The organism is Limihaloglobus sulfuriphilus, from assembly GCF_001999965.1.
Classification (GTDB): Bacteria; Planctomycetota; Phycisphaerae; order Sedimentisphaerales; family Sedimentisphaeraceae; genus Limihaloglobus; species Limihaloglobus sulfuriphilus.
Window position 1 is genome coordinate 2,496,139 of sequence record NZ_CP019646.1, and the last position, 15,268, is coordinate 2,511,406.

At 50.0% G+C, this 15,268-nt stretch carries 9 protein-coding genes; 4 read left to right on the forward strand and 5 right to left on the reverse strand.

Going from position 1 to position 15,268, the window contains the following annotated elements; all coding sequences use genetic code 11:
- Positions 1 to 11: 11 nt before the first annotated feature.
- From SMSP2_RS09560 to SMSP2_RS09570, 3 genes are all read right to left on the reverse strand, one after another.
- The gene (locus tag SMSP2_RS09560; RefSeq protein WP_146683731.1) at positions 12 to 3,314 is read right to left on the reverse strand and encodes a ThuA domain-containing protein; all 3,303 of its coding nucleotides are present in this window, start codon (positions 3,312 to 3,314) and stop codon (positions 12 to 14) included.
- 51 nt (positions 3,315 to 3,365) lie between these two features.
- Positions 3,366 to 4,667 carry a Gfo/Idh/MocA family protein gene (locus SMSP2_RS09565; RefSeq protein ID WP_146683732.1) on the reverse strand — a complete coding sequence of 434 codons (1,302 nt, stop codon included), beginning with the start codon at positions 4,665 to 4,667 and terminating at the stop codon, positions 3,366 to 3,368.
- Between the two features lie 234 nt (positions 4,668 to 4,901).
- Positions 4,902 to 5,576, reverse strand: a complete 675-nt coding sequence (locus SMSP2_RS09570; RefSeq protein WP_146683733.1) for a PEP-CTERM sorting domain-containing protein — start codon at positions 5,574 to 5,576, stop codon at positions 4,902 to 4,904.
- Positions 5,577 to 6,226: 650 nt separating this feature from the next.
- On the opposite strand from SMSP2_RS09570, the gene SMSP2_RS09575 reads away from it, so the two are divergent.
- Positions 6,227 to 7,018 (forward strand): formylglycine-generating enzyme family protein, encoded by a 792-nt coding sequence (locus tag SMSP2_RS09575; RefSeq protein WP_186804669.1) that lies wholly within the window; start codon positions 6,227 to 6,229, stop codon positions 7,016 to 7,018.
- Between the two features lie 14 nt (positions 7,019 to 7,032).
- Here SMSP2_RS09575 and argH read toward each other — a convergent pair whose 3' ends face one another.
- Positions 7,033 to 8,436 carry an argininosuccinate lyase gene (argH, locus tag SMSP2_RS09580; protein ID WP_146683735.1) on the reverse strand — a complete coding sequence of 468 codons (1,404 nt, stop codon included), beginning with the start codon at positions 8,434 to 8,436 and terminating at the stop codon, positions 7,033 to 7,035.
- 259 nt (positions 8,437 to 8,695) lie between these two features.
- Between argH and SMSP2_RS09585 the strand changes: the two genes are divergently transcribed.
- From SMSP2_RS09585 to SMSP2_RS15325, 3 genes are read left to right on the forward strand one after another with little or no spacing between them, the layout of a single operon-like run.
- Entirely contained in the window at positions 8,696 to 10,600 is a 1,905-nt protein-coding gene (locus SMSP2_RS09585; protein ID WP_146683736.1) for a CehA/McbA family metallohydrolase domain-containing protein, read from the forward strand.
- A 34-nt stretch (positions 10,601 to 10,634) separates the two neighbouring features.
- Positions 10,635 to 12,125 carry a glycoside hydrolase 5 family protein gene (locus SMSP2_RS09590; RefSeq protein ID WP_146683737.1) on the forward strand — a complete coding sequence of 497 codons (1,491 nt, stop codon included), beginning with the start codon at positions 10,635 to 10,637 and terminating at the stop codon, positions 12,123 to 12,125.
- Positions 12,126 to 12,148: 23 nt separating this feature from the next.
- On the forward strand, positions 12,149 to 13,246 hold the full coding sequence (locus SMSP2_RS15325; protein ID WP_146683738.1) for a uroporphyrinogen decarboxylase family protein: 1,098 nt from the start codon (positions 12,149 to 12,151) through the stop codon (positions 13,244 to 13,246).
- A 10-nt stretch (positions 13,247 to 13,256) separates the two neighbouring features.
- On the opposite strand, the gene SMSP2_RS15015 is transcribed toward SMSP2_RS15325, so the two are convergent.
- Positions 13,257 to 15,263 (reverse strand): sialate O-acetylesterase, encoded by a 2,007-nt coding sequence (locus SMSP2_RS15015; RefSeq protein ID WP_222566318.1) that lies wholly within the window; start codon positions 15,261 to 15,263, stop codon positions 13,257 to 13,259.
- Positions 15,264 to 15,268 lie beyond the last annotated feature (5 nt).

The window sequence follows — 15,268 nt, forward strand, 5'->3', positions numbered from 1 at the left end:
CTGTTAAAACGTTAATCCTTAGACGCCGCGGAATAGACTGCGCCGGGCCTGCCGCCGTCGATGGTCTCTAAGCGTGCAAAAAACGCCCATTGGCCGCCGCCCTGGGTAACCTTGGCAGCCAGCTGGTTCCAGCCCTGCTTAAGATTTATCTCTACCCTGTCGGATTGAGTGGCAGGCCGCACGACATTGTTGGCGTGAACAACCTCGCCGTTTAACCAGAGCTTGACACCGTCATCACTGTTGACCAGGAGAACGTAATCGCCGCCGCTGTCAGAATGAATCCAGGTCTTTGCGTATATCAGCCGGTTATCGCCTTTGTAATAATGTTCAAAATCAAGCATCCACGGCTTGCCCGCGTTGGTTCCAACCGGGAACGGGTAGAAAAATTCTTCACTGAAACCGCTTTTCTCGATTTCTGTCACATGATCAAAAAGCTCTTTGGCGCTCTTATTGCCGGCGGTGATGTACTCTGTTGCCTTCCAGCATACAAGGTAATTCTCGAAGCCGGCGGCAATTTCTTTTAGCCCGCCGATACACTCGGTTATGGGCTTGCCGGCGTTTTCCACGTTCTCAAGTGCGTTTATGACACGCCGGTGGTCGTGATAAACCGCTCTTTTGGCGTTCTGCACAGCCGCGAGTTCAGCCTCGGCGGCAACATCGGCATCTGACAAATACTCAAGCGACATCATCATTGCATCATAGGTGCCCGCCTGTGAAAGTGCCGAGAGAACCTGCTTCTTCTCGCCGGCGCTGTCGGCGATTTGTATTGCCTTTCGGTACATACGGTTCTTTTCGTTTGAACCGGCCTTTGCCGCGTTTATTTTTGAGACATAGCCTCGCAGAGCCAGTGCCCTGTGAATCCTGTTATCAGAGTTTACAGCCAGCCCATAGAGCCGTTCCAGCGGCCGGCTGTCCGGCCAGTCTGCCAGGGCCTTGACACAGGCATCCTGCACAGAAGGAGAGGCGGTTGTCATTGTTGAGCAGATAAAATCCAGCGATTTGCCGTCTGCCAGGCCGCCCAGCAGATTTATCAGTGAGCTTTTTATATCGTCCGAATCGGTGCTTTCAAAACGCTGTATCAGTATATCAGAAGCTGTATCCGGCTTGTCGGCGGCGGCTAAAACTCCGCGTACCATTGACTCCGCCGCCCGCAGCTCGCTTGAGCCGCGGCTGTCCTCGAGAATGTCGAGAGCCCGCGAAGGCTCCAGCTTCTCCGGCATACCTTTGAGCACCTTAAGGGCTGCTATTCGGACTGCACGCTCGTCAGAATCCAGAATGCCCTCAACCGCGTCAAAAGCACTTTTTATCTGACACTCATCTATGACATTCAGAATTTCCCTGATAACAGCCGGCTCGTCCGTCTCCGAGAGCAGCCTGCCCGCGGTATCCGGTGCCCCCCGCAGGATTATTCTTTTGAGACTTGCCCTGGCGGCTTCCTTTACACTTCCGGAAGCTGCCGCGGCGGCCTGTGCGGCGGAAAAGGCCTTATCTTCGCCGGCAAATCTACCCATAACGCGCCAGCCGGCGGCGCGGATTGCCTCGTAGCTGTCGGCGAGAGCTTTATCTGCTACCGCCACCGAATTAGCGGGCTCTGCACCTTCGGCGTCTGCTAATATATCAAGCATCATAAGTTTCTTTTCCGGCTCCATGTTGTCATATTCTCTGAATATGTATTCCGATGACTTCTGCGGAGTCTCTCTGAGCACATTAACCGCCATTCTGCGAATTCGCCGGTTCTTGCTCGAAAGGCCGTCTGATATCATTCTGTTAAAATCCCGCATACCGCTCAGCGCCAGCCCCTTGTACGCACTGGCACGCTGAAGGTCATTTGGTTCATCACTGTGGTAAACACTTTCGAAAATCTCCACCGCTTCAAAACGCTCTCCCCGCTCCAGGGCCGCGAAACCGCACTTTAGTACGGAGTTGTAAACCGTTTCGTAGAGACTTGGATCGCAGTTTAACATCAGCTTTTGCATTACCCTGCACCCCTGCACATCGCCGATTGTGCCTATGCCTTCTATAGCAGCTTTGGCAACTTCGAGATCTTCGCTTCTCATCAAGCCGCCAAATGACGGCACGGCCTGGAGAAATCCGCGCTGAGCTAAAAGATTGATCAGCCCGACACGTTCAGGCCCTTCAGAGCGTATCAGAACCTCAATAGCCGCAGATTCGAGCTGTTCGGATTTATTGCCGTAAAGCGCATAAAGAGCGATATCTGAAGTCTTAGGGTCTTTGGCAAGCTCCAGCAGAACCGGCAGCGATTTATCCGTGCCGATTACCCGCAGAATTCTGCTTACGTAACGTTTGGCGGCTATTGTCGCGTCCGAAGCCATAAACTCCGCCAGCAGGCCCTCGATCTCTGAAAGTATCTGCGGGGCATCATAGTTGAGCTTTACAAAATCGTTTACAGCTATCACCGGCGCATACCCATCGTCATGCTGCCAGTCAGAAATGCCATTAAGCATTGGCTTTAGATTCGAAACATCTTTGGCAAACGGCGTATCATCAGCCTCCAGATCGCCCAGAGCGTATTGGATTCCCGCCAGATAATGCTCCAGAACAGCTTTGTTCCACAGGACTTGGTGAACATGGCCAAGCGAGCAGTAAAAGACGCGGCCGTCTTCGAACTTCCGTACCCAGCTGATTGGCACATCATTCTGGCTCGGGTCGGCATTTCGGGTGGCCTCATCACTGAAATCAAGGCTGAGCAGTATCTTAGCGTTTTGGCGGAGATTGAGCTGTTTTACCAGGTATATCTCGTCCTTTATCTTGAAACCCTTGCCGTTGAAAGATTTGTTTATTACATGATCAGGCTCGTCAATTTTGACCGCCCAGGTACCGCCGCCGCCCCACGGGTGCGAGACGAACGTGCCGCCCATCATCTCCGCAGCCTCGGGCCAGTTGTAGAAGTTATCAGTCGCCGCGTGGATTCCGATTATACCCTTGCCGCTCTTGACAAACTCCATGAGGTTTTCGCGTCTGGCCTCGTTTTCAAACTTAAGGTGCGTCGTATTGTTAAAAAGCACCGCGTCATACGGGGACAGATCATCAAAAACCGCCATGTCGCTGCTGATAACAGATTTATAGGCCCCTGTCTTTTCGCCCATTATCTTCACCGCCGCGTCAACATACGGTATAGAGCTGTGCTTGAATCCCTGGCAGAGATTGAACACCAGTATCTTTCGCGGCTGTGCGGGCTTTGCCGGCGCCTGAGCCGGAGAGGCCTGGCGTATTTTGTTCAACTCTTCGGGGCTTACCGCCAAAACGCTTGTGATCAATATCAATGCGGCTAATAGTATCGATAAATATCTCATAATCAGTTTCCTGTTAAAATGCTGTAAGTCAGTTCTTTACCGTTTATTTCTCTAAATCCGCCAGGGGCTCCGCATTGCCTTGCCGAGCATACTGTTTGCGGTTTCATCATCGAGTATCTGTTCGGTCTCGGGGTTAAACCGTATCTTGCGGCCGGTGAGAATCGCTGCCTGGCAGAGATGGCCGACACTGGCAGAGCGGTGAGCCGTCTCAATCGGGGTTATTGTTTTCTTGCGAGTCTTGATGCATTCGAGGAAATTGCCCATATGATCCGTGCTGACATAGACATCCGTATCGTCCGGGCCGAATTTGCGGTCGAGCAGGCTCTTTGGGTTGGCCTCTATTGCGCCGCGGTTTACATATACCCACATGCCGTTTTCTCCGTACCAGGTGGTCCCGCTTCTTATATCGCTGTGGCCGCTGGCGATTGTAAATTCCCTGCCGTCGGCGTAGATTGCCTTGCAGCGGTAGCGCTTTGCCGCGTTCCAGAGTCCCGACTCGGGGAACTCGCCCGTGCCGGAGACCTCTACCGGGCCGGTATTGTCACAGTCAAGCCCCCAGTGGGCGATGTCTATATGGTGGCCAACCCAGTCCATAAGCTGTCCGCCGCCGTAATCCAAGTGCCATCGCCAGTTTATGTGGCATCTGGCTTCGCAGTACGGCGCCCACGGGGCAGGCCCCAGCCAGCGGTCATAATCAAGCGTTGCCGGCGGCTCTTTAGGAGTTTCGTCTTTTGACTCATAGAAACCGGAAGGCAGGCCCACCTCTACGCGCTGGATCTTGCCGATCATTCCGCTGCGAACTATCTGCACCGCCTGGGTAAAGTTGGGCACCGACCGCTGCCAGCTGCCGGTCTGCCAGACAGTACCGTATCTTTTGGCAGCCTGGCACATTGCACGCCCCTCACGCAGGGTATGCGAGAGCGGCTTTTCGCCGTAAACATCCTTGCCGGCTTCCATGGCACGAATCGAGACAATGCTGTGCCAGTGGTCAGGCAGAGAGAGGATAACCGCGTCTATATCGTCGCGGGCCAGGAGTTCCTCGAAATAGTGGTACGCGGCGCAGTCATCATTGCCGTATTTGGCTTTGACTGTATCGTGTGCTTTTTTGAGGTGATTAGAGTCGATATCGCAGAGGGCGCGAACCTGCACCTCTTTTCTGCCCAGGCAGTTGCCCAGATTACCCATGCCCATCCAGTTAAGGCCGACACAGCCGACAGTGATGCGGTTTGAAGGGGCAGTCGCGCCGTTAAGCCCCAAAGCGGAGGACTGAACAATAAACGGGAAACCCACTGCCGAGGCAGCTGTCAGAGCTGAACCCTTCAAAAAACTCCTGCGTGTTGTCTTTTTTCTCATTTTTTATGCCTTTAAAATAACAAAACAGAAAAATTTTTAAAACCCATCTCCAAAACACACGATTATAGCTCTTGGATACCTTAAATCAATCATAAATGGATTTAGCATAAAACTAAAAAACGTAAAAAGACCCCTGTAACCGCTCTTTTCCCAATACTAAGCTGATGAATTGGGTATTATTGCAGTTATAGGGGTCTTTTGGGATATATTCTATCAATAGCAGAAAAACTCGGCTCATTTAATTTTGCGTCTTAACAAAAGCCCGCAACCTGCGAAAAGAATCATCGTCCCCGGCTCTGGCACAGGTGCAATCTGTAAACCTGAAAGACCCGACCCTCCTACCGCATAAGATTTAGTCCGAACTACACTTAAATTTCCATCGGTAACTTCCACTGTAGCAAGTTTCCAGTTTACTGACTCAATTAACGAGCTGCTGTTATCACCTGCAAAATCGCTTACCATTACTCCGTTTACATCAAGATCGCCCGTAGATATACCGACTCGTTCAGGGGCATATAGATAGATGTTATAAGTGCCGTTTTGCAGGTTTCTTACGGTGAAATCCCAAGGATAATTCGACAGCGTAGAAACATAATCCTTAAACAAGTGCCCCATATCACTATCACTGTAATTGGTGCCGGTGTACTGATTGTAAACATTTAGCGAATATCCTACAGGCACATTATTACCTGTTATATCAGTCATGGAACTACTTCCGCTCGGACCCGTTATACAATACCATTCACCAGGCTGATTTGCCGCTGCACCAAAAGTATTGCTCGGAATCCAGTCAATCCCCGGAGCTTGATTCCAACCCGTATTACCAAAATCAATATTAAAATACTCTCCAGAAACGAGACCTGTTGACAGAATCAGCACAACTACCATTAATTCAAACATCATCTTCATACTATTTTCCTCACTGCCAAAAAGGCTACTATGCCGGTAAAAATGCCCTAAAAAACAAAAAAACCGGCTAAAAACAATATATGTACATGCCGCACCTCACGGCCTGTCTTTAAATTATACAGTCTAACAGAAAACTACCTTTAAACTTAAATCAGACAAGTGATTACAAAGAATAAAATGAATCTGTTGTTTCTTCTCCAATAAACACTCAGACCTTGAAGTGCAATATATCCGTGTTAGAAACGAAGCTGATGAATTGTGGGACCGACAGCCAATAACCAATCAGCTGCTATGCAGACCGCCGGCTGATTTTTGCGACTTTTCCTTCTTCGAAAATTGATACCTCCTTTTTCAGCTTTAACTTTTTAGTTTAACTTCTTAATTTTATTATACCAAAATCAACAACAAACCGCAAGACTATTAGCAAAAATTATACTTTAAAACCAAGTTTAAAGCATTTTTATTATATTTTATGCTTGATTTATATTTGAGAACCCAGTAAAATTACTAGTCGTTGCGATATTGGCATAATTATTAACATTGCTTATACAATTCATTTTAAGGTTTCAAGATTTTAAGAGGCTTTTATTGGAACCTATAAAATGTTATATTTACATATGTTATAACAAATCGGTTTAAGGAATATGAGCATGACAGTATTGGAAAAGATAGTAAATTTTGTTAACCCCTCAAGTGATACTTCATCCACACCGCCGCCGAGGTCGGACTCAGGAAGTTTTCTCTCGAGTTCAAAGATTTTAACTCTTGATTGCGGCTCGGGCATCACAATGGAGCTTAAGCTGGTTCCTGCCGGCACCTTTACGATGGGAAGCAAGCTCGACACAGCTGAGCAGCCGCCGCACAAGGTTACCGTAAGGCGGTCATTTTATATGGCTATATACCCCGTTACTCAGGCACAATACAAAGCTGTCATGTCAGAGAATCCGAGCTGTTTTCCAGGCGAGAACAAACCGGTAGAAAATATTACCTGGTTTGACGCAAATAATTTCTGCCAAAAGATTTCGGGTATTAACAACAAAAAAGTAATTCTGCCCAGCGAGGCGATGTGGGAATACGCATGCAAGGCCGGCAGCAAAGGCCACTACTGCTTTAACGAAAAAAGAGAAATGCTCGCCGAGTATGGCTGGTACGACCGCAACAGCGGCAACAGCTCACAGGAAGTAGGACAGCTAAGTCCAAACAAATTCGGCCTTTACGATATGCACGGAAACGTTCTTGAATGGTGCGGCGACGAATGGCACGAAGATTACGAAAACGCCCCGGCAGATGAGCGGTACTGGCCGTCTAATGACGGTTTCAAAATATTCCGCGGCGGCAGCTGGTACAGCAACTCCGACAGATGCAGAGCGGAGTTCAGAGACGGCTTTTCCCCGAATAACCATTGTAACAACCTGGGATTCAGGGTAGCAATATCTAAATAACCGCTCTTTTCAGGCTACAATCTGGTTCGCCAGTATTCAATGCTTTCGATTGACTGGCTGACCCCTCCCGAGCCAACGGTCTTGTAAGCGGCGGCTACATTGGCCGCTCCCAGCACGTTGTAGATATCTTCAGAAATGCTCTCACAGTATTTCTGGTACCGTGCAAGCGAAACATCAGAGAGTTTTTTACCTGCCTTCTCACAATCGGCAACTATAGTACCGACGATTCCATGCGCACTGCGGAAAGGCACACCCTTGCTGACCAGATACTCTGCCAGCGCAGTAGCGTCCAGGAACCCTTCATCGATACCGTCCAGTATCGCATCAGCTCTGAACACGGTATTTGAAACGATACCCTCTGTTATCCGCAGACACGCGGTTACCACATCAGCCGCCTTGAAGATATGCAGCTTATCCTCCTGCAAATCCCGGTTATATGATGATGGCTGGGCCTTGAGGATTGTCAGCATCGCCACCAGCGCCCCGTGCACAGAACCGACCTTGCCGCGTATCAGCTCAAGCATATCCGGGTTCCGCTTCTGCGGCATCATTGACGAGGACGTGCAGTATTTATCAGCTATCTTGATAAAACCGTACTCGGTGCTCATAAACAGGATAAAATCCTCTGCCAGCCTGGACAGATGCGTCATTATCATTGAGCAGTCAAAAATAAACTCCGCGCAGAAATCCCGATCGCTTATAGCATCGATACTGTTGCCGGAAATACTGTCAAAGCCCAGTTTATGGCAGGTGCTGTTTCGGTCAAGCGTCAGTGTCGAACCGGCAACCGCCCCGCTGCCCAGCGGCAAGACGTTTAGACGCTTCTTAGAATCAGCTAAACGCGAAAAATCCCGCTCAAGCTGCTCGATATAACTGAGCAGATAAGCGGCTATGGACACAGGCTGTGCCCGCTGGAGGTGCGTGTATGCAGGCATGACATCGGATGCATACCTGCCTGCAAGTTCCAAAAACGCCCGCTGAAGATTCCGGATAAGCTCTTGTATATTCTCGATTTCCTCACGCATCCATAAACGCATATCCGTAGCTATCTGGTCGTTGCGGCTCCTGCCGGTATGCAGCTTGCGGCCGGAATCTCCGGTCTTTGCCACAAGCGCCGCCTCGATCGCCATGTGTATATCTTCATAGACGATATTAAACTCGAAGCTGCCCGATTCTATCTCGCTCTGAATCTCTGCCAGACCGCCCTCAATCTCCGAGAGCTCATCAGGTGTTATTAAGCCTTGCCTGCAAAGCATTTGTGCATGGGCAACCGAGCCGAGTATGTCATACTTGTACAGCCTGCGGTCGTAGGAGAGTGACTCCACAAACAGCTGAGCCAGCTCGTCGGGGCCGCCGTCAAGCCGGCTTTCCCAACTTTTAGCCTTTGATATATCTGATTTATTCGTATTATTTTTCATAAACTTCCGTTCTGTAAATCGCGGGTTAACAATTTTAAAGCGGGAATTATAACACAAAAGACCTCAATTTTCCAGAACATTCATACAAAAGCGGCTCCCTTCTTTTAGAGACTTGCAGCGAGCTGCCAACCTGCGCAAACTGACATAGCAGTTACGCAAAATGACATTTACAAATATATGCTTTCAGTGTATATGTTATATGCTTAAAGCAGTTTGTCTGCGGTTTGGCACATAGATAAATCTAATTTTGAGAAGTGTTATGGATAAAAAATTATCAAGACGGGCTTTTGTTGTAAACTCCACCGGCTTTGTCGCTTCGGGTGCAATTTTGTTAAACGCGGCGGATTTTGCCCATGCAGAAAATGCCTCAATCATTCAGACCAAAGCAGAGATTATCAAACCTGAGACACTAATCGCCGGCAAAGCGTATGAAATAGTTATCGAGGTTACGAACGGCTCAGAGCCGATTCCGGTAGGCGGCGCGGTAATGCTGACGGTCCATCATGCCGTGGGGCACGTAATTAAATTTCAGGTCAACAATCCCAACAGCCCGGGGTATGTTACAGTAAAAGGGAAAACCGCAGACAATTTCCGGCTTGAGACAGATGAATGGCTCACTGTTAAGGAAAAACTGTTTGCAGACATGGGCCCTCCTTCAAGGTCTTCAAACAGCCTGTTCCATAAAGGCGTCCTTGCGACGGTAACAAAAAAGCCTGTTGAGCCGCATGAAAAGATCCGGTTCACACTCGGAGCCAACGCCGAGAAACTGGCAATGCCCGACTCAGAAATATCTGAACATGAATTCCGAATCAGCACGGATACCGACGGCGACCGCAAATTTGAAAACATAGCCGCCAGTCCGGTAATTGATATCCTTGCTGATAACGCGGCGAGCCTGGCGGCTTTTGTGCCGGCGGACATTCAGGCGGGCAAAGAGTTTGAGATGCTGATCCGGGCCGAGGACGGCAACCTTAATACGGATTTCCGTTTTAACGCTGCAGCGGATATATTCGACGAACAGGAAAGGCTCATCAAACGCGGCGTCCGCTTTGAGAATGGCCTGGCAAAAACAATAATTTCAGCCGCCAAACCCGGCCACCAGAGATTCCGTATCCGCAGCGGGCAATTATCAGGAAGAAGCAACCCCTGTATGGTCAGCACAGACATGCCGAAATACAAGATATTCTGGGGCGATATTCACGGCCATACCGATGTATCGGATGGGTTGAGGAAAACGATCGACGAATACTACGAGTACGGCCGCGACCAGGCGGGCCTAGATGTGTGCGCGGTTACTGACCATGGTTATTTTGACTGGCCGCAGACAAAAAATTCGGCAAAGAAATTCTATCAGCCGCACAAATTTGTAACCATTCTCGGCCAGGAAGGCGGCACCACTGACCACATTAACTATTATTTCAAAAGTTTTGATGAAGACCACATACAGACCTGGCCGTCAACTCTCGAGGGAGTAATAGAGCAGCTTAACAAGCAATATGATGTCAAGAACCGGGCGGTAATTGCCGGACCGCATCATTTCACATATAACCGCGGCTCTGATGATTACCCGTTTGGAATATGGGACGAAAATATCTTCCGCTTTGTAGAGGTCTGCTCGTCCCACGGGACCAGCGAATACCTTGGCAATCCCAATCCATGCCCCGGAGCCTGCCAGGAATTCAAGTTCATGCAGGCCGGTCTGGCTAAGGGCAGGAAATTCGGTGTTATCGGCTCAAGCGATACGCACTCTTCTCAGCCGGGGAGAAACAGCTGGAGCTATTACAGGGGCGGGCTGGTGGCTTTTCTCGCGGAGGATCTCACCTTTGATTCTATCTGGGACGCATTCTACAACTACCGCGTATATGCCGCCGCTCTTGACAGGATATATATTGATTTCAAGATCAACGGCAGTCCGATGGGCACCACTGTCAAGAGTTCTACCAGCAACACTGCCGCCTATACCGTGATCGGTAAAACTGATAAGCTGAACGTCACTCTAATCCATAACAACAAGGAAATCAGGACAGATTCCTGCGACAACGGCATTGTCAAAGTCGAAACTGAACTCGCCCCGGAACCGGGCAGCAATTTTGCTTATCTGCGTGTCGTTGAGGATAATTCACAGCGGGCGTGGTCAACGCCGATCTGGATAGACAACAGCTAAGACAAGACGGAACAGAAAACTTTTAAGGTTTAAAATGACCGGCAAACTGATCTATACAACAGTATTTCTTTCTGCGCTGATTCTGGCTCATGCCGGCGGACTTGATTTTGAGAAACCGGCGGAGAAAGGCGTTACGATAAACAAAGGCAAAGATATCAGCCTTATCAATGCCGCCGGTGAGCCGTTCAGGGCAAGAGGTGTGTTTTATTATCAGAGCCGGGCTTCGCATTTCTATTTTCTTGAAGGCCTTGATATCGACAGGGTGGACAGCGACCTGGAGCTGTTAAGCAAAACCGGCTTTAATACCGTAGGCCTTGGGCTGAACTGGGGAGAGCTCGTAATACACACAGACCCGCAGGATTCTTTCAGGCCGGTCGAATATAATCTGGAGAATGTCAGAAAGCTCAAACTCCTGCTCGATGCGGTAAAAAAGCATCAGATGTACGTCTATATTCTTGTCGGCTATGAGAAAGTTCCGCCGGAGGTGCCCGCAAAAAAATATGAAGCCGTATCAGATAACAGCGGCAGGGAGATAGAAGGTTTCAGGGGGTACCTGATTGAGGATTTTCTGTTAGACCCCGCCGTTAACAGCGGCTTTCTTGATTATCTCAGAGTTCTGGCAAAGACTGCCGCTGCTTACGATAATATAATTGGATCTGCCTTTTATTTTGAGATGCTCAACCCGCAAATGCCCTATGCCTATGACTGGCCGATACTCAACAGAAACTGGCGCAGATATTTGAACGATAGAAACCCGGAAGTTGACTACTGGAACAGAAGATGGAACACAAAGTATAAAGACATATCGCGGATTCCTCTGCCGCTGCATGACAGGGATTACTGGAAACGCTGGTACAAGAGCAGAGGCGCTGAGCCGCATGAATCGCATCCGCTGATGTGGCGTGATTTTTACGATTATTACATCGGCGGAATTCTAACCGAAGGCAGATACGGGATGTCTTTTGAGCAGATGAGCGATGCAATCAAGTCAGCAGACCCCGGGGCCTTGACACTGTTCAAACCGTTCTATCCCAAACGATGGGCGTGGGAGCTTGGCTTTGTAGAAGAATACGTTAAAGACGGCTCGATTCCCGATGATGCCCGGCGTGCTTTTGACCGCTATTTCACGCCGACCGGCATAGACATGATCGCGTGCTGGGCGTATCCTGATTTCTCCCGCGAAAGCAGCGAGAGGGCCAGGCAGCTATCGTTCGATATATTTGCAGAAAAGATTGATTTGCTTTTTGGTGTATCTTCTCTGCCGGTATTCTGCCAGGAGTTCGGTATAGACCACCATCAATGGAATCAAGACGAATGCTCGATTTTCCTGGCAAACGCCATAAAATATTTCAATTCAAATCCGGTACTGGGTTACAATATATGGCAAAGCCATGATTTTATCGGACATCCGCATACGGATCAAATTCAGCCTAATTTCGGGATATTTGACATCAATGGAGATCCGTACAAAGCGGTTGAGAAAATTACGGAGCTGCAAACAGAAAAAAACCTGCCGAGTGAATAATAAAATTTCAGAAAGTTGATAACATGACAGGAAAAGAGCGGCTGCTCACAGCAATCAAAGGCGGAATACCGGACCATGTCCCCGCGGCACCAGACCTGTATGAAATGATACCAATCCGTGTCTCGGGTAAAAAGCCATGGGATATTATCGCCTACAATGATCCGCCGGTATGGAAGGCCCGGATCGACGCGTGCAGGAAATTCGGCGTTGACGCATACATTCCCTTATGGATACCCGCGGCGGATGAGCCGGTCAGTGCGGTGGTAAAGAGAACAGACGAACAAATCATCGTGAGGCGTTTTACAGAGCTGGAGGGAAAACGCCGCTGGGAACGGGATGTTATGGTTTTGACTGACGGGCACGCAAGCTCAATCGTGAGGGCTTCTCAGATGGGGATTTCTGATGAGCTTGAAGACTTTGAAATTATCCGGCCCGATTATCAGGCCGCGGACCGGCGATACTTTGAAGACGCAAGGGGATATCTCGGCGATGACGGAGTTATAGCACCGATGGTCTCACTGCCGGTGCTCAGCCATTCGGAAGAAGAAATGCTGGCATATTTCGATGATTCCCAAAAGATAAAACAGGAAAAACACGAAATCGGCACGGCAGTGCTTGAGCGGGTAAAGGAAATTTTGTCATGGAAACCGGATACTCTTCTTATAGGCAACAGCGGCATGATGCTGTTTAACCCGCCGCCGATTTTTCGTGAGCTGGGGCTTTACTTGCTTCAGGAGATAACCAGACTCTGCAAGCAGGCCGGAGTTGCGACAAACCTGCACTGCTGCGGAACGGAAAGAGAGCTGGTCAAAATCGCGGCAGAAGAATCAGAGCTGAACTGCATTGAACCGCTTGAGCCGCCGCCGATGGGCGACTGCGACCTGGCTCAAATCAAGCAGACATTCGGCAGCCGAATTGCCCTCAAGGGCAACCTGCACACAACGGAAATTATGCTGATGGGCTCGGTTGAACAGGTGGCAGATGCCTGTAAAAAAGCGATAGACGCGGCAGTCGCCGGCGGCGGTTTTATCCTCTCCACAGGCGATCAGGTGCCGATGGGTACGCCGTTTGAGAATATCGAGATTATGATGAAAGTTGCCCAGACATACGGCAGGTACTGATACCCCGTGATTAGTCTGTGAGCTTTTGTATCAGGAAATCGTAAATATCCGCGTATTTATTGTCCTTGATCCCGGGGGCACTTACAACAGATTCTATACCGAGCTTACGCATAGCCTGCCGGAGTTTCAGCCCCAGAAGCGGGTGATGCACCCATAAGTTCTGATTGGTCTGTGCGGTTATTTTTTCATTTGGAATGTTGTAAGCCATGTAAACCGGCGGATCGTCTCTGGTCAGGTGGTTGATCGGAGAGGCATCCTCCGCCAGCGCGGCCACTCTGGGGGTCTCTATTGTTTCGCCCTCACGAATTCCGTAAAAATCCGCAAGAGCCGAATGCGGTGGGAGATCAGGACATTCAAACCACTTTCGGATAACGCGCATGTCATAGCTTGACTGTCCGGCAAGCGTACCTGCCGCAATAATTCGGGTAGATTCTCTGGCGATTGGATTTTCGCTTTCAGGTTCGGCCATGTCGTCTTTAAAAGCAAGCCACAGAGATATACCGGCGCCGGCAGAGCCGCCATAGCAGGCTATCCTCAATGGGTCTATATTCAACCGGCCTGCCTGTGAACGGATAAACTGCACGCCGCGGGCGCAGTCATTCATCGCCGCGGGATAAGGGTGTTTGCCGCCGTCTGTCAGGCGGTAGTTCATAGAAGCAAACGATACGCCCTTGTCAAGAAACCGCTGTATCACGTCTTTCTGTATGTGGCTTTTATCGCCGCCCCTGAAGCCTCCGCCGTGAATGTAAATGCACAGAGGTGTCGGCTCGCCCTTGCCCTCTGACGCGGCAAGCCATAAATCAAAGGCCTGTCTTTCATGCCCCCCGTATTTTATGTCTGTGTACTTTGACTTAAGGTAAGACTTAGCCGCTGCTGCTCCGCTATTTTCACGGCTATATACTTTTTCACTTGCCAGCAGTGCCAGCCGCTCGCCGACCGGCTGTTTGTCCGGCGGGTGAATCGCATCATCGCGGCCGCAGTCCAGAGTTACAACCATCTCCACCCCCCGCATCTTGTCGGCGACCTCTGCCTGGGCGGCCTGAACGGCCTGCCAGTCATTGCCGGGGCCTGCGTTATACCGCGGCAGCTGAACAATCAAAAACGGCAGTGAAGAATCCTTAAAACCGTCCCGCCAACTATTTATAAGGGCTGTGAGAGTCTGCTCATAACCATAGGCAAGCCACTTCTGGGAATTGCCCTCGCCCTGATACCAGACAACGCCGCGAGCGGAAAACGGCTGCAAAGGCGCGACCTTGCCGTTGTACATAGCTGCCGGACGGCGGAAATTATCCTCTCCCCAGTAGCCTTTTGGGTCAGATTCGCCGGGCGTAATTTCCTTTGCGGCTTTGTCCAGAAACGGCCGTGCGGACGGGATACTTTTGAGAGTTTCCATATCAATCCAGCACTCGGCGTATGTTCCTCCCATCTGTGTATTTACCAGAGCCAGCGGGGTATCTGATTCCAGCAGCTCGCGGAGCTTGCGTGCGAAGAAAAAACCAACGCCGGAAAGACTCGGGGCGTTTTGGGGGTTGCAGTTTATCCACTGCCCGCCGGTAACATCACGTGCGGATTTGTCGGCAGCACCCTGATAGGGCCACTGGGTGAAAATCCTCAGCCAGGGATAATCCGCCTCTGCCGCGGCTTCGGCTCCGCCGTCACTTTTGGAGAGAGGCCAGCCCATGTTGGATTGTCCGGCGAGAATCCACACCTCGCCTACCAGGATATCTGAGTATTCGAGGGTTGATTCGCCTGAACGGATTGTCAATGCCTCGGGTCTGGAAGATACGGGTAATGGGTCAAGCCAAACCCGCCAGCTGCCGGCAGAATCTGCCCGGGTGGTTTTCAGCTGATCGGCAAACTTAACTGTAACCTCTGTTTCGGGATCGGCCTCGCCCCATATCGCGGCAGGCTTTCGGCTTTGAATTACCATTGAATCGCTGAAAATCGACGGCACCCAAAGATCAGCATAAACCGAACAGAATGATAATGTTACAATAAATAGAGCTAACTTTTTCACGGCGA

Coding starts and splice junctions, on each gene's coding strand:
- SMSP2_RS09560 (WP_146683731.1), bottom strand. CDS start 3,314: ATGAGATATTTATCGATACTATTAGCCGCATTGATATTGATCACAAGC.
- SMSP2_RS09565 (WP_146683732.1), bottom strand. CDS start 4,667: ATGAGAAAAAAGACAACACGCAGGAGTTTTTTGAAGGGTTCAGCTCTG.
- SMSP2_RS09570 (WP_146683733.1), bottom strand. CDS start 5,576: ATGAAGATGATGTTTGAATTAATGGTAGTTGTGCTGATTCTGTCAACA.
- SMSP2_RS09575 (WP_186804669.1), top strand. CDS start 6,227: ATGACAGTATTGGAAAAGATAGTAAATTTTGTTAACCCCTCAAGTGAT.
- argH (WP_146683735.1), bottom strand. CDS start 8,436: ATGAAAAATAATACGAATAAATCAGATATATCAAAGGCTAAAAGTTGG.
- SMSP2_RS09585 (WP_146683736.1), top strand. CDS start 8,696: ATGGATAAAAAATTATCAAGACGGGCTTTTGTTGTAAACTCCACCGGC.
- SMSP2_RS09590 (WP_146683737.1), top strand. CDS start 10,635: ATGACCGGCAAACTGATCTATACAACAGTATTTCTTTCTGCGCTGATT.
- SMSP2_RS15325 (WP_146683738.1), top strand. CDS start 12,149: ATGACAGGAAAAGAGCGGCTGCTCACAGCAATCAAAGGCGGAATACCG.